This is a genomic window from Acinetobacter sp. FDAARGOS_724, from assembly GCF_013364475.1.
Taxonomy (GTDB): Bacteria; Pseudomonadota; Gammaproteobacteria; order Pseudomonadales; family Moraxellaceae; genus Acinetobacter; species Acinetobacter variabilis.
The window spans coordinates 1,639,096-1,662,257 of the sequence record NZ_CP054908.1; the positions used below are offsets into that span (position 1 = coordinate 1,639,096).

Consider the following 23,162-nt stretch of genomic DNA (forward strand, 5'->3'; position numbering starts at 1 on the left):
AAGTAAATACCTCAGTATTATGTTTAACAAAGCAATAATTTTTAATGGTTGGTGTGTTTTATAAGTTTTTGATTTATAATTATATTTTAAGATAAAAATAATATGATTTTAGAATATTAATGAACTAGGTTAAGAAAGCCATCTAATTTTAATAATGTATTATTACCTGTAATTTTAGATTCAAAAAATCCCTGTTATATAAAACTGTAGGGACAGGTTTAAAATTGAGATTTTAATAATAAAAAATCTATCAAACTGCATAAAGATAGCCTGCTATTTCTAATAGTAAGCTTCTATCAGCATAATTTTAGTGTTCTAAAATTTCCCTTTCCGAGGGTAGGGTAATACCGTTATTTTCTTGTTTAGATTTATCATGATCTGAAATGGATTTCTCACATTCATTATAGTGATCAATTGCAAAGTTTTTAATTAAGGCTGAACGTTCAAACTGATCATGTGGTATTTCATATTTAAACGCTTTTTCAGTAAGTTTTATACCAATCAGAGCATGGATATCATTCGCTGTACCGTAGTGCTGCTTTATTTGCTGAATCATCCATTTCTGAGGTGCACCTTTGAGTCTAAAAAGCATGACTTCTTGAGCCAGATCCTTTACATCTTCACATCCTAAAAATCTGCTGCTTGGATGAATAACAGTTGCAGTGGCTAAACTTGTAAAATTCAATAGGAGCAGGCTTAGGTATATTTTGAATTTCGTCATCTTCAGTTTTGCTTTAATCCAGAGATACTATTGGTCATATTTGGAAAAGCATTATAGCGATAGGAAAAGGTAGTAGATTCACTTTTTATTTTGTTTCTTCAGCAAGTTATTCTTAAGATTAAATATTATTTGATACGACTTCGATTCAGATTTGGCTTTAAAAAAAGATACTAATTTTCATAGTATTTGCTAATAGGTTTCGAATTAAAGCATGATTTGTACAAAGTTTAAGAGTTTATGATTAATTTGCATAAAGACTGAACATTTGTGGTTTAAAATGCTTGACGATACAACCTGAAATTACGATAATGCGCACACAGTTTACGGCTATGTAGCTCAGTTGGTTAGAGCACCGCACTCATAATGCGGGGGTCACAGGTTCAAGTCCCGTCATAGCCACCATTTTTAAAGACCAAGCTCTCAGCTTGGTCTCTTTTTTTGTACCATAAAAATATTAATAAAAAATTAAGAGAAAGTTCTTCTAAATTTCTGTCTGTTTAAATTTTTGAATCTTCTTTTAATTTCTTAACCCTATTTATTGCTTAAAGATAAAAAAATGCCCAAGCATTTACTTGGGCATTATGGCTAATCTAGTTTTGTTAAAACTTAGATACCTGCTTTCCAACCATTAACGATCGGATAGCGACGTTCACGACCATAAGAACGCGAGCTGATACGTGGACCAATTGCCCCTTGACGACGTTTGTATTCGTTAATATCAACTAGACGAATCACTTTTTTCACGACTTCAGCTTCAAAGCCTTTGGCAATGATGTCATCTTGGCTCAGATCTTCTTCAATATAAGCATAAAGAATCGCATCAAGCACTTCATAAGCCGGTAATGAATCCTGATCGACCTGATCTGGACGAAGTTCTGCTGATGGTGGACGAGTAATGACACGCTCAGGAATTACTGGAGTTTCTGCGATGCTGTTACGGTATTTTGCCAGTTCAAACACAATGGTTTTATAAACATCTTTTAATACCGCGAAGCCGCCGACCATATCGCCATATAGTGTGCAGTAACCAACGGCAAGTTCGGATTTATTACCGGTTGCCAGAACCAGATTGCCGAACTTGTTAGAAAGCGCCATTAATAACGTACCGCGTGCGCGCGCTTGCAGGTTTTCTTCAGTAGCATCTACAGGGGCATTACCAAAGAACGGATATAGAGTTTGCAGAAAGCCATTTACAATCGGGTTAATCTCGGCAATACCGAAAGTTACACCCATCGTTTTCGCCTGTTCAGTGGCATCTTCTACACTAATCTGAGCAGTATAGGTATAAGGCATCATCACTGCTTGGACTTTGTCAGGGCCAATCGCATCTGCTGCGATGGCAAGAGTCAGGGCAGAGTCAATACCACCAGACAGACCCAGAATCACGCCTGGGAAACCTGAACGCTGTACATAGTCACGAGTTGCCATCACCAGACTTTGATAAATCTCAGCCATGGTTTCTAGGGCTGGAGTAATCGTGCCTTTGCTAAACTCTAATTTTTCTGCATCATATTCAGCGATATACAAGCCTTTTTCAAAGCTAGGCGCTTGTAGAGCCACTTCGCCTGATTTATTGAGTACAAAGCTGGTGCCGTCAAAAATGAGGTCATCTTGGCCACCTACCTGGTTACAGTACACCAAATTGATATTCAACTGTTTGACCAGTGCAGCCATGGTATCGATACGGTGTTGCGGTTTGCCAACTTCGTATGGAGAAGCATTTAGAACCAGCGCAGTATCAATATTTAATTGAGCCAGCTGTTGAACGGTAGATAATGACCAGACATCTTCACAGATCAGAACACCAAACTTGTGTCCCAGATATTCGAAGACCAGATGCTGATGTCCTTCACCAAAATAGCGTTTCTCATCAAATACACCATAGTTTGGCAGAGTTTGCTTATTATAAACCCCTAAAACTTCACCATCTTTCATGACGGCTGCTGAGTTATAGCGTTCACCATCTTCGGTTTGATTGACAAACCCGAAGACCATGACGATATCTTTTACTTCAGTCAGTTTCTCAAACGCCAGTTTTGTACGTTTAGCCAGACTTGGACGAATTAATAAATCTTCAGCCGGATAACCTAAAGTTGAAAGTTCAGGGAAAATAATAAGATCAGCATTATCTTTTTTGGCCTGATTTGCCAAATCTATCATTGTCTGCGTATTTGCATCTAAATTGCCCACATGTGGAGAGAATTGAGCAATCGCAATTTTAAAACTTTTCATTCCAATTAAGTCCTATTCCTATAGGTGAATACACTAAATCACTGATTTTTAAAATTCTAATTATCCAGCTGAGTGCAGTTTGATACGAACAAAATGCCAAATGGCCAAAATTAAAAAAGTCATGACCGAATGATCATTAAATCTTGATTTGCGAGCTAAAAATATCATACTTGGCTTATTTTATCGAAATTTGAGGCAGATGCTAGAGCTGTTTCAGGAGAATTGAAACAGATATACAAAGTTATGATCAGAAATGACTTATTATGGTGCTTTTTTATTCTGGTAAATGCAAAAAAATACTCAATTGGATTTAAATGAGTTTATTTTCCAAAAATAGAAATCAACAGAATACTTGAGTGAAAAATATTCAATATCATCTGCTTAACTGATTTTTTAAAATAATATTAGGGATTTTTTTTAGAAAAATATCGCGTGCAATATCTCCCTGTTGTTCAATGTTATAGTCTAAAAAGGATTTGTTGGGATTAAATTGATATTTGTAAGGATTATATTTTCCCATACTTAAAAAATAAGCGGCTTGCAAAAAAGCACCCTGAAACAACACATTAATATTCTGCTGATATTGATAAATATGCGCCATTTCATGAATGAAAAGCGCCTGATAAGAACGGCTTTCTTTAGAATAATCGTCCCTATAATTCAGGTTGCGGACGTGAATATAACCACTTGGTGCCATAATCACATGCTTGGATTGCCAGGGTAGGAAAGGGTGATTCATGACACGGACTGCTGAATAGTCAATCAGGTCAGCAAAGACTTGTTGGCAAAGCTTGATTTCACCTGAAGTTAAGTTCCGGCTTTTAAACTGATCAAAACGAATCATTTTCAGGATGAAGGGAAGCAGGTAAAGCAGCATTAAAACTCAATCCTTAACGATATAAGAGTAATTTCTAGAAATTTGCAGAAATTGAAAATTCTTCAGGTTTACTATTTTAAGTTTTTCACATCTTGGTTGTGTTGGTTTTTGTCAGTCATAAAAAAACCACCCAGAAGGGTGGTTTTTTACGTCTTTCAACGCTAACCGAATTAACGGTTGATGTCGCGTTGAACTTCGCCAGTGTAAAGCTGACGAGGACGACCGATCTTGTAAGGACCGCTGTGCATTTCTAACCAGTGGCTGATCCAACCAACTGTACGAGCAAGCGCGAAGATCACAGTAAACATTTCTGTTGGGATACCAATTGCTTTAAGGATGATACCTGAGTAGAAGTCTACGTTAGGGTAAAGGTTACGTTTGATGAAGTATTCGTCAGAAAGTGCAATACGTTCAAGTTCCATAGCAAGAGCAAGCTGTGGATCGTTGATGCCAAGAGCACCAAGAACTTCGTCACAAGTTTCTTTCATTACTTTCGCACGTGGATCGAAGTTTTTGTACACACGGTGACCGAAGCCCATGAGTTTAACTTCTTTAGTTTTCACTTTTTCCATGAAGCCAGCAACGTTTTCTACAGTGCCGATTTCATCAAGCATCTTAAGAACAGCTTCGTTCGCACCACCGTGAGCAGGACCCCAAAGTGCAGAAATACCAGCAGCGATACATGCATATGGGTTAGCGCCAGTAGAACCAGCTAAACGTACTGTAGATGTAGAAGCATTTTGTTCGTGGTCAGCGTGAAGTGTGAAGATACGGTCCATTGCTTTCGCAAGAATTGGATCTACTTTGTAGTCACGGTCTGCTGGAGTAGCAAACATCATGTACAGGAAGTTTTCAGCGTAAGTCAAATCGTTACGTGGGTAAACGAATGGTTGACCAACAGTATATTTGTAGCTCCAAGCCGCCAAAGTAGGAATCTTAGCGATTAAACGAATCGCAGTGATTTCACGATGGTTAACATCTTCGATGTCCAAATTGTTATGATAGAACGCAGACAACGCACCAACAACACCAACCATGATTGCCATAGGGTGAGCATCACGGCGGAAACCGTTATAGAAGCGGCTTACTTGATCGTGAACCATAGTGTGGTTACGAACTTTAGCGTCGAATTCTTCTTTTTGCTCAGCTGTTGGAAGCTCGCCATTAAGAAGTAAGTAGCAAGTTTCTAGGTAATCAGCTTTAGTTGCTAACTGGTCAATTGGGTAGCCACGGTGTAAAAGAACACCTTTATTACCATCGATGAAAGTGATTTTAGACTCGCATGCAGCTGTTGCCATAAAACCAGGATCAAAAGTAAAGTGACCTGCAGCCAATACATCTTTAACGTCGATTACATCTGGGCCCAATGTGCCGCTGTAAATTGGTAATTCAATTTCTTTGCCATCAAGCTGTAAAACGGCTTTCTTGCCAGTTGCTTCAGACATTCAATAGATCTCCTGTCCTGGTGAATGTATATCCGAGTTGCCTATCAATCTTTTAATGCACAAAACGGACGGATCAAAAATTTGCTATAAGATTAGTGGCTACTGAAATTTTGTCAATTATACTTATGGATGAAAAATGACATTCTCATAGTGGTTTAGTCATTTATCTTGGTATAAAAAGTTTAATAAAATCACAGTACCAAACCTTTATAATAAGTCAAATTGAACAGAAGGTGCAGAAAAAAATATAGTCTTTGCCGTATTTGTAAGCGTTTTTTCCTAGCAAAAAATAAAGGAGAAATTGAGAAAATATTTTAAGGCTGCAACTTAAAATTATATAAATCTCGTAACTTACATCGATTTCCTTAAGTTTTTACTTCAAACTTGAATTATAAATAAAAGCAATAAATTTTCTTTTTAGCTGTCTTCAATCGGCTAAAAAATAGTTCGCAAATTTGCTTCACTTTGTTTAATACAACTTAAACAAAAATAAATAAGTGTTTTTTTGAATCTAAAATGTCTAAAAACATCAAAAAAACTATGATCTACAAAGAGATAAATGGGTTTTGGTACAAAAATTCTAAATTGAGATACCTTTATATAAATAGCCATTATTTATTTGTGAAATATATCCTTATGATTTTACTTGGGATTAATAAGGACTTAGGGACAAAATTACATTTTTACCGTTCATCTTTAGTCTAAATCTACATAGTCTAAGCTCGGCTGAATAGCAGACTAAATTAATCAAGTTAATTATTAAAAAACAAATATCTAGAATGAAAATATGAAGATAAAGCAAGTAAGGGAGAACTTAAAGTTGTTGTTAATGATTCTTATTTAAAGGTTTTTTGTTTAAAAAGTCAAATACAGTTGTTTGTATTTTAATAGTTCACGTTTTATAATTCAGTGTCGTTTTATGTTTAGGCATGTATTTGCCTGATAATGCCAGCTTTCCTTCGAATTAATTCCAACAAACTCCGGATGGAGTTTTTAACTACAGGATGCCCGCTGTGAAAAGCAACAGACCTGTCAATTTGTCCATGGGTCAAGTTTTAGAAGTAAACTTAAAATCACCCGTGGCTATTGCATCAATTCTACACCGTCTTTCAGGTGTCATCGTATTTTTACTCGTACCGGTCCTTTTGTGGCTGTTGGATAAATCATTGTCTTCAGCAGAAGGTTTTGCTGAAGTGCAGGAAATCTTTAACGGTTTCTTTGTTCGCTTTATCGTATGGGTATTTGTAGCCGGCTTAATTTATCATTTATTCACTGGTATTAAGCACTTACTTGCAGATATCGGCGTTGCAGAAGAACTGCAAAGCGGTCGTACTGCAGCTACTATTTCATTAATCTTGTCTGCAATCGGTATTGTTGCAGCATTTGTATGGATCGTACTCTAATGAAAAGTGCTACTGGTTTAACAGGTTCAGGTTCTCGTGATTGGTTTGTCCAACGCATTAGTGCTGTAGTTCTAGCTGTTTATACCGTTGTGGTGTTTGGTTGGATCCTACTGAATGGTGGCTTCAACTACGAGCAATGGTACGGCTTTATGATGACAGTTCCAATGAAGATCATGTCTTTGTTGGCAGTCTTATCTCTTGTTGCGCATGCATGGATCGGTATGTGGCAGGTATTCACTGACTATGTGACTACTCGTCAAATGGGTCCATCAGCATCAGGTTTACGCCTTGTACTGACTTCAGCAGTGATTATTGCTGTATTTGCATATGCGATCTGGGCAATCCAGATTTTTTGGGCGAATTGATAGGAAACAATCATGGGCGCTATAACCCCTAAAGAAGATTACACAAATATTCCACACGAAACTTTCGATGCAGTTATCGTTGGTGGTGGTGGTTCTGGTATGCGCGCTTCTTACCAACTTGCTCAAGCAGGTTTGAAAGTTGCGGTACTGACTAAAGTATTCCCAACACGTTCTCACACTGTAGCAGCGCAGGGTGGTATCGGTGCATCTCTTGGTAACATGCAAGAAGATAACTGGCATTACCACTTCTACGACACAGTTAAAGGTTCTGACTGGTTAGGTGACCAAGACGCGATCGAGTTTATGACTCGCGAAGCACCGCAAGTGGTATACGAATTAGAACATTTAGGTATGCCATTTGACCGTAACGCAGACGGTACGATTTACCAACGTCCATTTGGTGGTCACTCTGCAAACTACGGTGAAAAAGCAGTTCCACGTGCATGTGCTGCAGCCGACCGTACAGGTCACGCGCTTCTTCATACGCTTTATCAAAGCAATGTGAAAATGGGTACTCAGTTCTTCGTTGAATGGATCGCGCTTGACCTGATCCGTAACGAAGCTGGTGATGTACTAGGTGTAACAGCAATTGACCAGGAAACTGGTAAAATTGCCGTATTCCAGGCGAAAGCTACATTGTTCGCTACAGGTGGCGCTGGGCGTGTTTACCGTGCATCTACTAACGCATATATCAACACTGGTGACGGTCTTGGTATGGCAGCTCGTGCAGGCATTCCCTTGCAAGATATGGAATTCTGGCAATTCCACCCTACAGGTGTTGCGGGCGCAGGCGTACTGTTGACTGAAGGTTGTCGTGGTGAAGGTGCAATCCTTCGTAACAAAGACGGCGAACCGTTTATGGAACGTTATGCACCGACTCTGAAAGACTTGGCTCCTCGTGACTTCGTATCACGTTCTATGGATCAAGAGATCAAAGAAGGTCGTGGCTGTGGTCCTAAAGGTGATTATATCCTTCTTGATATGACGCACCTGGGTGCTGACACCATCATGAAACGTCTGCCATCTGTATTTGAGATTGGTAAGAAATTCGCGAACGTTGATATCACCAAAGAGCCAATTCCAGTAGTGCCAACAATCCATTATCAAATGGGTGGTATTCCTACGAATATTCATGGTCAGGTTGTTGTTCCAGAGTCTCCAGAAACTGAAGCACTGGTTACTCACTACGATAAAAATACTGATACATACTCTACTAACCAAGAAGGCCGTAACTTCACTAAACCAGTGAAAGGTTTCTATGCGATTGGTGAATGTTCTTGTGTATCTGTACATGGTGCAAACCGTCTAGGTACAAACTCACTGCTTGACTTGGTTGTATTTGGTAAGGCTGCCGGTCAGCACATAATCGATTATGTGACTAAACACCACGGTGATGAATATGAACCGCTTCCTACAACTGTACTTGAGCAAACTGTTGCCCGTATTCGTAAACTTGACGAATCAACTACAGGTGAAAATGCTCAAGAAGTTGCTGATGCGATTCGTGACATCGTTCAAGACCACGCTGGTGTATTCCGTACATCTGCACTTCTTGAAGAAGGTGTGAAACAGATTCTTGCAATTGAACCGCGCGTGCGCAACATTCACTTGAAAGACAAATCTAAAGTATTCAACACAGCACGTATTGAAGCACTTGAAGTTGAAAACTTGTATGAAGTTGCTAAAGCGACTCTAATTTCAGCTGCAGCGCGTAAAGAATGCCGTGGTGCGCATACGGTGGTAGACTTTGAAGAGTCTCCTGACCATCCTGCATACCCATACGGTCGTCGTGATGATGAGTGGATGAAGCACACATTATGGTTCTCTGCGGACAACCGTCTTGAGTATAAGCCAGTGCGTTACCGTCCATTGTCGGTTGATGCGATTCCACCTAAACCACGTACATTCTAATCAGGAGATTAAAGATGAGTAGAGGTACTCGTACATTTCATATCTACCGCTACGATCCTGATAAGGATAAAGCACCGTATATGCAAACTTTTAAGCTTGAACTGACTGATAAGCACCGTATGTTGCTTGATGCACTTCTGGCATTAAAAGTACAAGACGAATCTTTAACGTTCCGTCGCTCATGTCGTGAAGGTATTTGTGGTTCTGATGGTGTAAACATCAATGGTAAAAACGGTCTTGCATGTCTGTGGAACCTGAATGATTTACCAGAAACAATCACAATCCGTCCACTGCCAGGTCTTCCAGTAGTTAAAGACCTTGTTGTAGACATGAATCAGTTCTACGATCAGTACAACAAAATTCATCCGTTCTTGATTAATAATCAGCCTGCACCGCCTAAAGAGCGTCTACAGTCTCCTGAAGAACGTGAACATCTTGATGGTCTGTACGAATGTATTCTTTGTGCATGCTGTTCAACTTCATGTCCGTCATTCTGGTGGAATCCTGATAAGTTCTTGGGTCCTTCAGCATTGTTGAATGCTTACCGCTTCATCATTGACTCACGTGATACAGCAACTCAAGAGCGTTTGGCTCGTCTTGACGACCCATTCTCGCTGTTCCGTTGTAAAGGCATCATGAACTGTGTATCTGTATGTCCTAAAGGCTTGAACCCTACTAAAGCAATCGGTCACATCCGTAACATGCTTCTAGATATGGCTGGCTAATTTAGACTGCAATCAACAGTTTTTCAAAAAGCACACCACTTGGTGTGCTTTTTGCTTTATAGGGCTCCATAAATGAACAGTAGTAGTGAAAACAGCTGTTATTGGTGCTGTATCTCATATGATCAAATCGGGTGATGAATCATTGCAGAGCATTTTGGTCGGATTTATGCACTATTATGATGTTGTCTAAGGTATTTATGATTTTTAGATGTAATTCTGGACTGAAAAAGGTTTTCAATAATGTTATTATATAACGCAAAGTTGTAAAGGGAGTGGATTGGAAGATTTACTCTCTTTTTGTTTATCAAAAAGATGTAGGACTTTAGTCTACGCTGAATGTGTTTTTCATTTAAAGCTCCCTATGTTAGAGTAATTTCTGACGGAAGTATTTGACTAAAAAACATGCGTTTCTCGTCAAAAAAATCAATTGATTAGTCGAGATCGTGATAGCATTTAGCACAAGACCATATTTAAAAAATGTGTGGGCCGGTGTACATTTTTTAAACACGGAAAAAGTAGAGACTGGTATATAAATGTAAGTCAAAGTCGCTTTAGAAAAAATATAGTTTAAATCTTTGTTTTTTCTAAGTCGATTTGCAAAAAATTGCTCGGTCACGATCGGGTATTCAATGAGTGATGATGCCGCTGAGGGGCGTTATTGTTCATTAAACATATCAAGAATTTTCTTGGTGTGGTGATAACGCCTCATGGCTTATGCCTTATGGGGGACTAATGTTGAATTATCAATTTGACATTACTAATCCTGGGTTTTGCTTAAAAAGCATCCTGAAAATGTTTTTGCAATAGGAAATGGGTCCACAAATGCAAGAAGTTGCTGACGCTCTGCGTCTTGACACTGAACTTTCCGCTGATAGTGCAGCGTATATTGAAGAACTTTATGAGCAGTACCTCACTGCTCCAGACTCAGTGGGTGCTGACTGGAGAGCGTACTTCGATAAATTCCCAAAAGGTGATCAACCACACAGCAATGTACGTGAGCAATTCCTACTTTTAGGTCGCAATTCAAGCCGTATTCAGCCTGTTATCCAATCGACAGTAAGTTCAGAGCATGAACGTCGTCAAATTGGCGTTTTACAGCTGATTGCTGCGTACCGTAACCGTGGCCACCAAAAAGCAAAACTGGATCCATTAGGTCTGGCTAAACGCGAAGTTGTGCCAGATCTTGATCTTTCTACGCACGGTTTAACTCAGTCTGATCTGGACACTATATTCAATACCGGTAACCTTGCGATTGGTAAGGAAGCAGCGACTTTGGGCGAAATGGTCCAAGCGATGGAAGCGACTTACTGTAGCTCTATCGGTGCTGAATACATGCATATCGTGGATACCAAAGAAAAACGCTGGATCCAGCAACGTCTTGAAAGCGCACGTGGTCAATATGGCCTGAGTGCTGATCAGAAAAAACATGTTCTTGAACGTTTAACTGCGGCTGAAGGTCTGGAAAAATACCTCGGTAATAAATTCGTGGGTGCAAAACGTTTTGGTGTTGAAGGTGGTGAGTCTTTCATTCCTATGGTGAATGAATTGATCCAGCGTGCCGGTTCTGTAGGCTGTAAAGAAGTTGTAATCGGTATGCCACATCGTGGTCGTCTGAACCTTCTGGTTAACATCATGGGTAAAAACCCGGCTGACCTGTTCGGTGAGTTCGAAGGCAAATCACTACACAAGAAAGGTTCTGGTGATGTTAAGTATCACCAAGGTTTCTCTTCTAACGTGATGACTCCAGGTGGTGAAGTTCACTTGGCATTGGCGTTTAACCCATCTCACCTTGAAATCGTTGGACCTGTAGTTGAAGGTTCTGTACGTGCACGTCAAGTCCGTCGTAAAGACATTGGCGGCGATGACGTGTTACCAGTGATTGTTCACGGTGATGCTGCATTTGCAGGTCAAGGCGTAAACCAAGAAACCTTCCAGATGTCACAGACTCGTGGTTACACAGTAGGTGGTACAGTTCATATCGTAGTGAACAACCAGGTTGGTTTCACCACATCTGATCCACGTGATGCGCGTTCTACAGAATACTGTACTGATATCGCGAAAATGATCCAGGCACCGATCTTCCATGTAAATGGTGATGATCCGGAAGCTGTATTATTTGTTGCTCAGCTTGCACATGACTTCCGTCATACTTTCCGTAAAGACGTCGTGATCGATATGTTCTGTTACCGTCGTCGTGGTCATAATGAAGCGGACGAACCAGCTGCAACTCAGCCAATGATGTACCAGGTGATCAACAAAAAAGCGACCACTCGTACGCTTTATGCTGACAAACTGGTTCAAGAAGGTGTACTTGATCGCGCAACTGCAGATCAAATGGTTGAACAATACCGTTCTGATCTTGAAGCCGGTAAACATGTAGCCAATGCACTGGTTCTAGAGCCGAACAAGAAAATGTTCGTAGACTGGACACCTTACCTGGGCCATGAATACACAGACGAGTGGGATACTACATGTGATCTAGAACGTCTTAAAGAGCTTGGTCGCAAAATGCGTGAGCTTCCAGAAGGCTTCGTGATGCAGCGTCAGGTATCTAAAGTGATTGACGACCGTCTGAAAATGCAAACTGGTGAAATGCCGCTGAACTGGGGTGCTGCTGAAACTCTAGCCTATGCATCACTGCTAGATGATGGTTATCTGGTCCGTTTAACTGGTGAAGACGTGGGTCGTGGTACATTCTCACACCGTCATGCAAAACTGCATAACCAGGTAGATGGCTCAACTTATATTCCACTTTGCCACATCAAAGAGAACCAACCGCGCGTTGCGATCTATGACTCTTTATTGTCTGAAATGGCAGTACTGGCATTTGAATATGGTTATGCGACGACTCTTCCTAAGAGTCTGATCATCTGGGAAGCTCAGTTCGGTGACTTTGCAAACTGTGCGCAGGTGGTGATTGACCAGTTCATCTCATCTGGTGAAACCAAATGGGAACGTGTATGTGGTCTGACTATGCTTCTGCCACACGGTTTCGAAGGCCAAGGCCCTGAGCACTCATCTGCACGTCTGGAACGTTTCTTGCAACTATGTGCTGAAGATAACATGCAAGTGATGACTCCAACTACACCTGCACAGATCTTCCACGCGTTACGTCGTCAGGCAATCCGCCCGATCCGTAAACCAATGATCATCATGTCACCTAAATCATTGCTTCGTCATAAATTAGCGGTGTCTAATCTGGAAGAACTGGCTAACGGTACATTCCAGACTGTGATCGACGAAGTAGATAACATTAACAAAGCAGACGTAACCCGTCTGGTATTGTGTGGTGGTAAGGTTTACTACGATCTGGTTGAAAAACGTCGTGAAAAAGAATTGAACAACACTGCAATTGTACGTATTGAACAATTGTATCCGTACCCAGAAGCACGTCTTGCAGAAGTTCTTGCTCAGTATCCAAACGTGAAAGAACTGATTTGGGCACAAGAAGAACCGAAAAACCAAGGTGCTTGGTTGTTCATCGCGCCTCGTTTATATGACGATGTGATGAAAGCGGGCAAACAAATCCGTATTAGTTACGCAGGCCGTGAAGCTTCAGCTGCACCGGCGTGTGGTTCACCATACTTGCATGCAAAACAACAAGCTCAGCTCGTTAACGACGCTCTAGCGATCGATGCTGAATAATCCAGGAGATTCTAAATAATGGCAACCGAAATTAAAGCACCGGTATTTCCAGAGTCAGTTGCGGACGGTACGATCGCAACTTGGCACAAACAACCAGGTGAAGCAGTATCACGTGATGAAGTGATCTGTGATATTGAAACTGATAAAGTTGTTTTAGAAGTTGTTGCTCCTGCAGACGGTACAATTGCATCAATCGTTAAAAATGAAGGCGATACAGTGCTTTCTGCTGAAGTGATTGCACAGTTTGAAGAAGGTGCTGTATCTGGCGCAACTCAAACTCAAGCAGTTCAATCTGAAACTGAAGCATCAGTAGAGCAAGCTGCTGCAAAAACTGAAGCGGGTAATGCACCGATCGTTGAGCGTCAACAGGTTCAAGACCAAGCTCCAGCAGTACGTAAAGCATTAACCGAATCTGGTATCAATGCTGCTGACGTATCTGGTACAGGTCGTGGCGGTCGCATCACTAAAGAAGATGTTGCGAACCATCAGTCTAAACCTGCAGCGCCTGCTGCTGCACCGTTAAGCGTTGCGGTTGGTGAACGTATCGAAAAACGCGTTCCAATGACTCGTCTGCGTAAACGTGTTGCTGAACGTCTGCTTGCTGCAACTCAAGAAACTGCAATGTTGACTACGTTCAACGAAGTTAACATGAAACCAATCATGGAAATGCGTAACCAGTACAAAGAAGCGTTTGAAAAACGTCATGGTGCGCGTCTAGGCTTCATGTCATTCTTCGTTAAAGCTGCGACTGAAGCACTGAAACGCTATCCAGCAGTGAATGCATCGATCGATGGCGACGACATTGTTTACCATGGTTACTATGACATTGGTGTAGCGGTTTCTTCTGACCGTGGTCTAGTGGTTCCTGTTCTTCGTGATACAGACCGCATGAACTATGCTGAAGTTGAAAACGGCATCCGTGCATACGCTGGTAAAGCGCGTGAAGGTAAACTTGCAATCGAAGACATGACTGGTGGTACTTTCACTATTACCAACGGTGGTACTTTCGGTTCATTACTTTCAACTCCAATCTTGAACACTCCACAAACTGCGATCTTGGGTATGCATAAAATCCAGGAACGTCCTATGGCAGTGAATGGTCAGGTTGAAATCTTGCCAATGATGTACCTAGCGCTTTCTTATGACCACCGTCTCATTGATGGTAAAGAAGCTGTAGGTTTCCTTGTAACAATCAAAGAATTGTTAGAAGAACCAGCTCGTCTGATCCTTGATCTTTAATTCTAAAGAATAAATCCATGGGTTTAGGGTGATCCTCTAGGCCCATTTTTGGAGAGAATAATGTCTCAACAATTCGATTTAGTTGTAATTGGTGGTGGCCCAGGTGGCTACGAAGCTGCAATTCGTGCTGCACAGCTTGGTTTTAAAGTTGCATGTATCGAAAAACGTATTCATAAAGGTAAACCTTCTTTAGGCGGTACTTGCTTAAACGTCGGTTGTATTCCTTCTAAAGCACTTCTAGATTCTTCTCACCGTTATGAAGATACTGTTAAGCATTTAGATGACCACGGTATTACAACGGGTGAAGTTGCTTTCGATTTGTCTAAAATGCTGGCGCGTAAAGACAAAGTCGTTGAGCAATTGACTGGTGGCGTTGCACAGTTACTTAAAGGTAATGGCATCGAATGGTTACAGGGTACTGGTAAATTACTTGCTGGTAAAAAAGTTGAGTTCGTACCGCATGAAGGCGAAACTCAGGTTTTAGAGCCTAAATATGTCATTCTTGCATCTGGTTCTGTACCAGTAAATATTCCTGTTGCTCCTGTAGATCAAGACCTGATCGTGGACTCAACTGGTGCGCTTGAATTCCCAGAAGTGCCTAAACGTCTTGGTGTGATCGGTGCTGGTGTAATCGGTCTTGAACTTGGTTCAGTATGGCGTCGTCTAGGTGCGGAAGTTGTTGTATTTGAAGCAATGGACGCATTCTTGCCAATGGCTGACAAAGCATTAGCAAAAGACTACCAAAAACTGTTGACTAAACAAGGCCTTGATATCCGTATCGGTGCAAAAGTTTCTGGTACTGAAGTTAATGGTCGTGAAGTGACTGTTAAATACAGCCAAGGCGGCGAAGACAAAGAACAAACTTTCGATAAGCTGATCGTTTGTGTGGGTCGTCGTGCTTATGCTGAAGGCCTATTGGCTGAAGATTCAGGTATCAAACTGACTGAGCGTGGTCTGGTTGAAGTAAACGACTGGTGTGCAACTTCTGTTGAAGGCGTATACGCAATCGGTGACTTGGTACGTGGTCCAATGCTTGCACATAAAGCAATGGAAGAAGGCGTAATGGCTGTTGAACGTATCCACGGTCATGCTGCTCAAGTGAACTACGACACCATCATTTCTGTCATCTACACTCATCCGGAAGCGGCTTGGGTAGGTTTAACAGAAGAGCAAGCCAAAGAAAAAGGTCATGAAGTGAAAACTGGTCAATTCGGTTTTGCTGTAAATGGTCGTGCTTTGGCTGCTGGTGAAGGTGCTGGTTTCGTGAAGTTTGTTGCTGATGCAAAAACTGACCGTCTACTTGGTATGCACGTGATTGGACCTGCTGCGTCTGATATCGTTCACCAAGGTATGATTGCACTTGAATTTGTATCTTCAGTTGAAGATCTACAGTTGATGACGTTTGGTCACCCAACGTTCTCTGAAGTCGTACATGAAGCTGCTCTTGCAGTTGATGGTCGTGCGATTCACGCGATCCAACGCAAGCGTAAGTAATTCTTCAAAGAGCGGCTTCGGCCGCTCTTTTTACATTTGGTGGTTGTTTTTGAATGAATAATCATCTAAAAATAAAGATAAGTAAAATTTAAGATCCAAAAATACCAATATTGATTGATGTGAACCAAGAAATATTGGGAATACGTGTAATAACAAAGTCAAATAAGTAGTAAAAGGTTAATCAATGAATTTACATGAATATCAAGCAAAAGCGTTATTAAAAAAATATGGGATGCCTGTACAAGAAGGTATTCTTGCTACTAATGCTGAAGAAACAGTACATGCTTTTGAGCAGCTTGGTGGGAAGTTTGCAGTATTAAAAGCGCAGGTTCACGCAGGTGGTCGTGGCAAAGCGGGTGGGGTAAAAGTGGTAAAGTCGGCTGAAGAAGCAGCTGAATATGCCAATCAGATTATTGGTTCACGTTTAGTGACCTATCAAACCGATGCCAATGGTCAGCCAGTCAACAGTATTCTGGTCTCTGAAGATGTTTATCCGGTAGAGCGTGAACTTTATCTGGGTGCTGTGGTAGACCGTTCAACTCGCCGCATTACCTTTATGGCATCGACTGAAGGCGGTGTCGAAATTGAAAAAGTGGCAGAAGAAACGCCTGAAAAAATCATTAAAGTGGAAGTTGATCCTTTAGTGGGATTATTGCCATTTCAGGCGCGTGAAGTGGCGTTTGCACTTAAGTTAAAAGATAACCAGATCAATCAATTTGTCAAAGTCATGACAGCTGCTTACCAAGCTTTTGTCGAAAATGATTTTGCACTGTTTGAAATTAATCCGCTCTCTGTTCGTGAAAATGGAGATATTCTGTGTGTCGATGCCAAAGTCGGCATTGATTCGAATGCACTGTACCGCCTGCCTGAAGTCGCAGCTTTACGTGATAAATCACAAGAAAATGAGCGTGAGCTAAAAGCGTCTGAATTTGACCTGAACTATGTTGCTTTAGAGGGCAATATTGGTTGTATGGTCAATGGTGCCGGTCTTGCGATGGCAACCATGGACATTATCAAGCTTTATGGTGGTCAACCAGCTAACTTCCTCGATGTGGGCGGTGGTGCGACCAAAGAGCGAGTAATTGAAGCGTTTAAAATTATCTTGGCAGATTCTTCTGTACAAGGTGTTTTGATTAATATTTTTGGTGGAATTGTACGTTGTGACATGATTGCTGAGGCAATTATTGCAGCGGTTCAGGAAGTAAATGTCACTGTGCCTGTAGTTGTTCGTCTTGAAGGGAATAATGCAGAGCTTGGTGCCAAGTTACTGGATGAATCTGGTTTGAAATTGATTTCTGCAAATGGCTTGGCCGATGCTGCAGAAAAAATTGTTGCTGCAGTAAAAGCTTAAGGAGTATCACAATGAGCGTATTAATTAATAAAGACACCAAAGTTTTAGTCCAAGGCTTTACAGGCAAGAACGGTACATTCCACTCTGAACAGGCTATTGCCTACGGCACTAAAGTTGTTGGTGGAGTAACACCGGGTAAAGGTGGTCAATCACATCTGGATCTGCCAGTATTTAATACTATGCGTGAAGCGGTGCAAGAAACTCAAGCTGATGCTTCTGTGATTTATGTGCCTGCACCTTTTGTACTTGATTCTATTGTAGAAGCTGTTGACTCAGGTATTGAGCTGATCGTTGTGATTACTGAAGGTGTACCAACACTGGATATGCTGAAAGCCAAACGTTATTTGGAAACCAATGGTAATGGCACGCGTCTGATTGGTCCAAACTGTCCGGGTATCATTACGCCAGGCGAGTGTAAGATCGGGATTATGCCGGGTCATATTCACCAGCCAGGTAAGATCGGCATTATCTCACGTTCAGGTACTTTGACTTATGAAGCGGTTGCACAAACCACTAAATTAGGTCTTGGACAGTCTACATGTATCGGGATCGGTGGTGATCCGATTCCAGGCATGAACCAGATTGATTGCTTGAAACTGTTCCAGGAAGATCCACAAACTGAAGCCATTATCATGATTGGTGAAATTGGCGGTACTGCTGAGGAAGAAGCAGCTGAGTATATTCAGTCACATGTGACCAAGCCAGTGGTAGGTTATATCGCCGGTGTCACAGCGCCGAAAGGTAAGCGTATGGGTCACGCAGGTGCCATCATTTCTGGCGGTAAAGGAACTGCTGAAGAGAAGTTTGCAGCCTTTGAACGCGCGGGAATGGCGTATACACGTAGTCCTGCTGAGCTGGGTTCAACCATGCTTCAGGTCTTGAAAGAAAAAGGTTTAGCTTAATTTATTAAGCTGATAAAAAGCCCTCACTCTTGAGGGCTTTTTTATAATTGCTGTAAAAGAAAATTAAAGTCTAACTAAATGATAATTCGAAAATTGAGTATTTAGCTATCTACACCAGCTTTAGCTTTCAGGCTTTGGGTCAGCCCATTGATGTCACCGCCCTGAATGCCTAATTCATTCATCAGACTATCAATTAAAGGTGCCTGGCTACGATAACGTAAAGCACTATTCACCACCTGATCGGAGAGGGCAACATTGCTGCCTTCATGATGGGCATCTGCCTGACAAGAACCCGCATGTGTGCCATGTAAACCATTGACTTGCAAAATCTTGATGTCATCAATGTTTTCCATAGGCTTAACACTTTCACGAATGATTTCAGGCAGGTATTTCAGCATTGCTAGGCGGATTTGCATTTCCACCTGTTCAGATGACAGTACATTATTTGCTTCATTCACTGCACGGGTACCTTCAGCATCGACCTGATACTGTTTCTCCATTGCTTGAGCAAGTAATACTTTGGCATCCGCTTCACCTTTAGCTTTTAGGCGAACTTTTTCAGCTTCGGCTTCAGCGGCTATACGAACCGCTTCTGCATCGTCGGCTGCTGCCTGTTTGCCAGCCTCTGCTGCAACGGTAATGGCAATTGCATCTTTCTCAGCCTGTTCTTTCGCTGCCACCAGTTCAACCGCTTTTTGACGTTCAGCTTGCTGGATCTGACGGACAGTGATGACTTCTTCTTCCGCTTTAACCGCTTGAGCACGTGCCTGATCAGCTAAAGCTTTGGCTTCAGATTCAGCACGGGATTTTTCTGCAATTGCAATCGCACGATCCTGTTCAGCTAGTTCAATCGTTTTCTTCTGTTCAACTTGGGCTTTTTGAATAAGCTGAGCTTTCTGAATGTTTTCATTTTCGACATCACGAGCTGCCAGAATGCGTTTCAGTTCTACTTCACGTTCAGCAGCAATACGGGCTTCTTCCGCTTCACGTTTTTTTGCAGCTTCCTGAGCTGCAATTTCAGCTAACTGTTCAGCGCGGCGAATCGAAATTTCACGTTCCTGTTGCAGTTTGGCATATTCTTCTTCACGGATAATTTGTAGACGCGCTTGCTCGGCTTCCAGATTTTTGGCTTTAATGGCCAGATCTGTATCCTGTTCAATATGATTACGCTTACGGCGACGATCTTCAATCGTTTCAGTGAGTTTGGTCAAACCTTCAGCATCGAAAGCATTTTGCGGATTAAAGTATTTAAAGCCAGTTTGATCTAAGCCTGTTAAAGAAACAGTTTCCAGTTCCAGACCATTTTTGTGCAGATCTTCAGATACCACTTGCTGTACTTTTTGTACGAAGTCGACTCGCTTTTCATGTAACTCTTCCATCGCCATTTCAGCAGCAACCGCACGTAAAGAGTCGACAAATTTACCTTCCACAAGATTTTTCAGTTCATTTGGTGACATTGTCTTTTGGCCAAGAGTTTGTGCTGCCGTAGCAATCGAATCGGCAGTTGGCTTTACGCGCACATAGAATTCAGCCATCACATCGACACGCATGCGATCACGGGTAATCAGCGCCTGATCATCGGCACGACGGACTTCCAGACGTAGGGTATTCATATTCACTGGAATGATTTCATGTAGTACCGGTAGCACCAAAGCTCCGCCGCCTAAAACGACTTTAATGTCATATCGTTTTGTTAGTATTAATGTTAATGATTTGTTTTTATTGAATAATATTGAAAATGTGCAATTTAACAAATTTTTTAACATTTTTTAGAAAAATTAGGCTAAGAGTTATTAAAAAAAGGTTTCAAATATGTCAATGCTTCTGCCATATTTTGATCATACGTTTTCTTTTCATCCCATCTTTTGATTACTTCATTCATTCTGTTTATTACATTATTTTCTTGAGATTTTTTTACTACTTTACTTAAAAGGCTTCCTATCACTTCTTCATATACCTTTAAATCATAAATTTCATAATTATATATTTGTTGAATTTCATCATCATTAGTATCAACTTCTACTTCTAAATCAATGCATTGATTGTTAATTGGGTCAATGATATAAGTTTGTTCCTTTGAGTCTCCTTCATAGTTACTAGCAAGAGAAAGTACAACTCTAAATGCTCCAAAATATTCAATATATCCAAAGATACGTTTTAGTTGAGAACTTGCTTTTATGTGAATACAATAAAAAGGGATATCGTTATTTCTGTTCTTAATAAAATCTTTATTAGGGCGTGTTGAACATTGGGTATAAATTAATGGCAAAAAAAATAGCGAACGGTTAATCTTTAAGTTCTCACACAAAAAAGATATCGTTCGCTATGCCTCGCACCATGCTCAAAGATGAACACTGGACAAGACTGAAACCTATATTACTAGAACTTAATATCTATAACAAAGGAAATCTTAGACAAACGGTTGAAGGCGTGCTTTATCGCATGCGTGTTGGCTGTCCTTGGAGCGACTTACCCGAGTATTTTGGCAAGCCTAATACCATCTATAAAGCTTACCAGCGCTGGTTTCGCAGTAATAAGCTGATTGCATTATTTACGTTACTGATCAAAGACGCAGACCTTGAGTGGGTCTTTATCGATGGCACTCATATTAAAGCGCATCAGCACAGCAATGGAGGCAACGAGAACCTACAATCCATTAGCAAAAGTGTGGCAGGCCGCGCGACCAAGATTCACTTAGCAGTTGATGCTCATGGCAATCCGATTATCTTTCTTTTATCAGATGGCACAACCCACGATGTCAAAGTCGCACCTGATTTAATAGATAAGGTTAATTTGAGCGATACAGAGGTTTTATGTGCCGATAAAGGCTATGATTCTGATGCACTACGAGCCCATATTGAACAAGCAGGGACGCATAATAACATCCCTCGAAAACGAAACACTCAGTCTTCTAACGACCATATGGACTGGGACTTGTATAAAGCCAGGCATCTAGTAGAAAATGCTTTCGCTAAGCTAAAACAGTATAGGGCGGTTGCCACCAGATTTGATAAGCTCAAGCAGAGTTATGAAAATACGGTCGCTCTTGCTTGTGCTTATATCTGGCTCAAATTATGAATGTTCAACAGGCTCTAGTTATAACTTCCAAACTTTAAATTAATTGAGTAGAACGCACTGCCTTACACAATAACGCTTTATACTTTTCTATTGTCATGTTCAAATAAAACTGATTAAAAATAATCTGATCATAACAAAGGTACTTAACCTATGATAATGAATAAAAACGTGAATAATAAATGGCATGCTGACCCATTTTTTCAACAAGCCACCCACACAAGACAGATGTCACAAGGTGAGGCTCAGCTGCCTATTAAGTACTTTGATGCGTCAAGCCTGATTGCTTTTTTTATGGTCGATTATGACAAAGCAGTCAGTGTATTGGACAATCCAAAGTTAAAGGTTGCTAAGCTTATAGGCAATAAAGCGTTATTTAGTCTAGCTTTCTATGATTATCGTGAATTAACTGATGGCGAGCCTTATCACGAAGTTGCATCAAGTATGCTTGTCTATCCTGCAGACCAAGACACACCGACTCATCCATTGGTGGAAATGACATTACCACCAGATCGACGCAATACCGGCATGTGGGTTTGTGATTTACCGGTAACCACCGAAGTTGCGTGTCGTGCAGGTAAAGAATTATGGGGCTACCCGAAATTCGTCACCGATATTGATTTTAATTTAGACAATAAGGATTTTAGTAGTTCTGTCAAACATCCAGAGAATCCTCAAACATCAATCTTGTCATTATCAGGTACGATCGGCGCATCAGTTACCGCACCTTGGGCAGACTTAGTTTTATATTCAATGTTAAATGATGCGTTAATACGGGCAACCGCAGATACACGTACATTAAATGGCGCTAAAATTGCCACTAAAGGTGATCTTAAGCTAAGTGTTGATACAACGAACAGTCACCCAATGGCACAAAGGCTCAATAGTCTTGAGTTAAATGGTGCGACGCCTTTTTCAGTCACCTTTACTGATAGCTTGCAATTGCGTTTAAATGAAGGCGTAATTTTTTGATTGATGATTTGAACTTCAAAAATCTGCTTACAGTAAATTTTTTTAAGGAGCAATTCAATAATCAATTAACTCCTTCTACTTTAATGCTAACATGCTTACTTAAACAATCAGACTCATAATATCTATTGTTCGCATAACGGGCGTTATGACAAATGACTTCAATTAGAACGGTAATCATCCCAAGTATCAGACCCTTATCTAATAGAATTAAGTTGCATACCACTCTTTGAGCCGGTAGTGAGAAGTCAATTACTTTTTAACAGACGGTATACCCCAAAGGAACCACTTAAAAAGCCTCTTAGGCCTATTAATAGGCTACCTAAAACAGACCAATATAAGAGAACCACTTATAATAAACTGCTAGCCTTAATACTCTAAATAATCCCTGATTGGACGTTTCTTAAATTGAGAAGCGTCTTTTTTAAGGCGATTAACCATCTCAAACTCCCATCCTTGCTGCGACTTTCCAGCTGGGCTAGTCGGACTTACTAAATGATTGTATTCTGCCATAAAAGCAGGATTGCGAACGATACGTCCTAGCTGTTTATCATTTAAACCCTCAACTGTGAACATATCAGCAGTATCAACATCACGCAACTTACTTGTTTTTTCTGTTTTAGTTTTCAGTTTCTCATGAACTACAAACTTAAAGCCTGTAATTGTCCTACCTTTTTTCACCTGCGTATAACTGACTTTAATATCTGATTTTTCATTAATTTCTTTAACAGCAAGGTCTAATACTCTTAGTTTAAAGTTACCCATACGCTTGTATTCATGATCTTCTATACCTAACTGGTCTCTGAAC

18 protein-coding genes and 1 tRNA gene are annotated in these 23,162 nt (G+C 40.8%); 12 read left to right on the top strand and 7 right to left on the bottom strand.

The window, feature by feature from the left end:
• Nucleotides 1–307: 307 nt before the first annotated feature.
• On the bottom strand, nucleotides 308–721 hold the full coding sequence (locus FOC32_RS09010; RefSeq protein WP_175967069.1) for a hypothetical protein: 414 nt from the start codon (nucleotides 719–721) through the stop codon (nucleotides 308–310).
• A 325-nt stretch (nucleotides 722–1,046) separates the two neighbouring features.
• Here FOC32_RS09010 and FOC32_RS09015 point away from each other — a divergent pair.
• Nucleotides 1,047–1,123, top strand: a tRNA-Met gene (locus FOC32_RS09015).
• Nucleotides 1,124–1,327: 204 nt separating this feature from the next.
• On the opposite strand, the gene FOC32_RS09020 is transcribed toward FOC32_RS09015, so the two are convergent.
• The 3 genes from FOC32_RS09020 to gltA form a co-directional block, all read right to left on the bottom strand.
• Nucleotides 1,328–2,953 (bottom strand): NAD+ synthase, encoded by a 1,626-nt coding sequence (locus FOC32_RS09020; protein WP_175967071.1) that lies wholly within the window; start codon nucleotides 2,951–2,953, stop codon nucleotides 1,328–1,330.
• 373 nt (nucleotides 2,954–3,326) lie between these two features.
• Nucleotides 3,327–3,830, bottom strand: coding sequence for a hypothetical protein (locus FOC32_RS09025; protein WP_175967073.1), 504 nt, complete (start codon nucleotides 3,828–3,830; stop codon nucleotides 3,327–3,329).
• Between the two features lie 170 nt (nucleotides 3,831–4,000).
• Nucleotides 4,001–5,275: a citrate synthase gene (gene gltA, locus FOC32_RS09030; RefSeq protein ID WP_004782984.1), complete on the bottom strand. Its 1,275-nt coding sequence runs from the start codon at nucleotides 5,273–5,275 to the stop codon at nucleotides 4,001–4,003.
• Nucleotides 5,276–6,279: 1,004 nt separating this feature from the next.
• Between gltA and sdhC the strand changes: the two genes are divergently transcribed.
• The 9 genes from sdhC (at nucleotide 6,280) to sucD (ending at nucleotide 18,310) form a co-directional block, all read left to right on the top strand.
• On the top strand, nucleotides 6,280–6,678 hold the full coding sequence (sdhC, locus tag FOC32_RS09035; protein WP_034705238.1) for a succinate dehydrogenase, cytochrome b556 subunit: 399 nt from the start codon (nucleotides 6,280–6,282) through the stop codon (nucleotides 6,676–6,678).
• A complete protein-coding gene (sdhD, locus tag FOC32_RS09040; protein ID WP_004782980.1) occupies nucleotides 6,678–7,043 on the top strand; it encodes a succinate dehydrogenase, hydrophobic membrane anchor protein in 366 nt (121 codons plus the stop codon). The genes sdhC and sdhD overlap by 1 nt, the downstream gene beginning before the upstream one ends.
• A 12-nt stretch (nucleotides 7,044–7,055) precedes the next feature.
• On the top strand, nucleotides 7,056–8,954 hold the full coding sequence (locus FOC32_RS09045; protein ID WP_175967075.1) for an FAD-binding protein: 1,899 nt from the start codon (nucleotides 7,056–7,058) through the stop codon (nucleotides 8,952–8,954).
• Between the two features lie 14 nt (nucleotides 8,955–8,968).
• Nucleotides 8,969–9,679 carry a succinate dehydrogenase iron-sulfur subunit gene (locus tag FOC32_RS09050; protein WP_175967077.1) on the top strand — a complete coding sequence of 237 codons (711 nt, stop codon included), beginning with the start codon at nucleotides 8,969–8,971 and terminating at the stop codon, nucleotides 9,677–9,679.
• Between the two features lie 822 nt (nucleotides 9,680–10,501).
• The gene (locus FOC32_RS09055; RefSeq protein ID WP_175968185.1) at nucleotides 10,502–13,324 is read left to right on the top strand and encodes a 2-oxoglutarate dehydrogenase E1 component; all 2,823 of its coding nucleotides are present in this window, start codon (nucleotides 10,502–10,504) and stop codon (nucleotides 13,322–13,324) included.
• 18 nt (nucleotides 13,325–13,342) lie between these two features.
• Nucleotides 13,343–14,563, top strand: a complete 1,221-nt coding sequence (gene odhB / locus FOC32_RS09060; RefSeq protein WP_005234619.1) for a 2-oxoglutarate dehydrogenase complex dihydrolipoyllysine-residue succinyltransferase — start codon at nucleotides 13,343–13,345, stop codon at nucleotides 14,561–14,563.
• 60 nt (nucleotides 14,564–14,623) lie between these two features.
• The gene (gene lpdA, locus FOC32_RS09065; protein ID WP_004782973.1) at nucleotides 14,624–16,057 is read left to right on the top strand and encodes a dihydrolipoyl dehydrogenase; all 1,434 of its coding nucleotides are present in this window, start codon (nucleotides 14,624–14,626) and stop codon (nucleotides 16,055–16,057) included.
• 184 nt (nucleotides 16,058–16,241) lie between these two features.
• A complete protein-coding gene (gene sucC, locus FOC32_RS09070) occupies nucleotides 16,242–17,408 on the top strand; it encodes an ADP-forming succinate--CoA ligase subunit beta (protein WP_175967079.1) in 1,167 nt (388 codons plus the stop codon).
• Nucleotides 17,409–17,419: 11 nt separating this feature from the next.
• Entirely contained in the window at nucleotides 17,420–18,310 is an 891-nt protein-coding gene (gene sucD / locus FOC32_RS09075; protein WP_005234623.1) for a succinate--CoA ligase subunit alpha, read from the top strand.
• A gap of 101 nt (nucleotides 18,311–18,411) precedes the next feature.
• Here sucD and FOC32_RS09080 read toward each other — a convergent pair whose 3' ends face one another.
• Together FOC32_RS09080 and FOC32_RS09085 are read right to left on the bottom strand one after the other, a co-directional pair.
• The gene (locus FOC32_RS09080) at nucleotides 18,412–20,043 is read right to left on the bottom strand and encodes a flotillin family protein (protein WP_228761301.1); all 1,632 of its coding nucleotides are present in this window, start codon (nucleotides 20,041–20,043) and stop codon (nucleotides 18,412–18,414) included.
• A 50-nt stretch (nucleotides 20,044–20,093) separates the two neighbouring features.
• Nucleotides 20,094–20,579, bottom strand: coding sequence for a hypothetical protein (locus tag FOC32_RS09085; protein ID WP_175967080.1), 486 nt, complete (start codon nucleotides 20,577–20,579; stop codon nucleotides 20,094–20,096).
• A 56-nt stretch (nucleotides 20,580–20,635) separates the two neighbouring features.
• On the opposite strand from FOC32_RS09085, the gene FOC32_RS09090 reads away from it, so the two are divergent.
• The gene (locus FOC32_RS09090) at nucleotides 20,636–21,388 is read left to right on the top strand and encodes an IS5 family transposase (protein WP_175967082.1); all 753 of its coding nucleotides are present in this window, start codon (nucleotides 20,636–20,638) and stop codon (nucleotides 21,386–21,388) included.
• Nucleotides 21,389–21,556: 168 nt separating this feature from the next.
• Complete coding sequence (locus FOC32_RS09095; protein WP_224213984.1) at nucleotides 21,557–22,357, top strand: acetoacetate decarboxylase family protein; 801 nt, start codon at nucleotides 21,557–21,559, stop codon at nucleotides 22,355–22,357.
• A 366-nt stretch (nucleotides 22,358–22,723) separates the two neighbouring features.
• On the opposite strand, the gene FOC32_RS09100 is transcribed toward FOC32_RS09095, so the two are convergent.
• Nucleotides 22,724–23,119 (bottom strand): RepB family plasmid replication initiator protein, encoded by a 396-nt coding sequence (locus tag FOC32_RS09100; protein ID WP_005234341.1) that lies wholly within the window; start codon nucleotides 23,117–23,119, stop codon nucleotides 22,724–22,726.
• Between the last annotated feature and the right edge of the window lie 43 nt (nucleotides 23,120–23,162).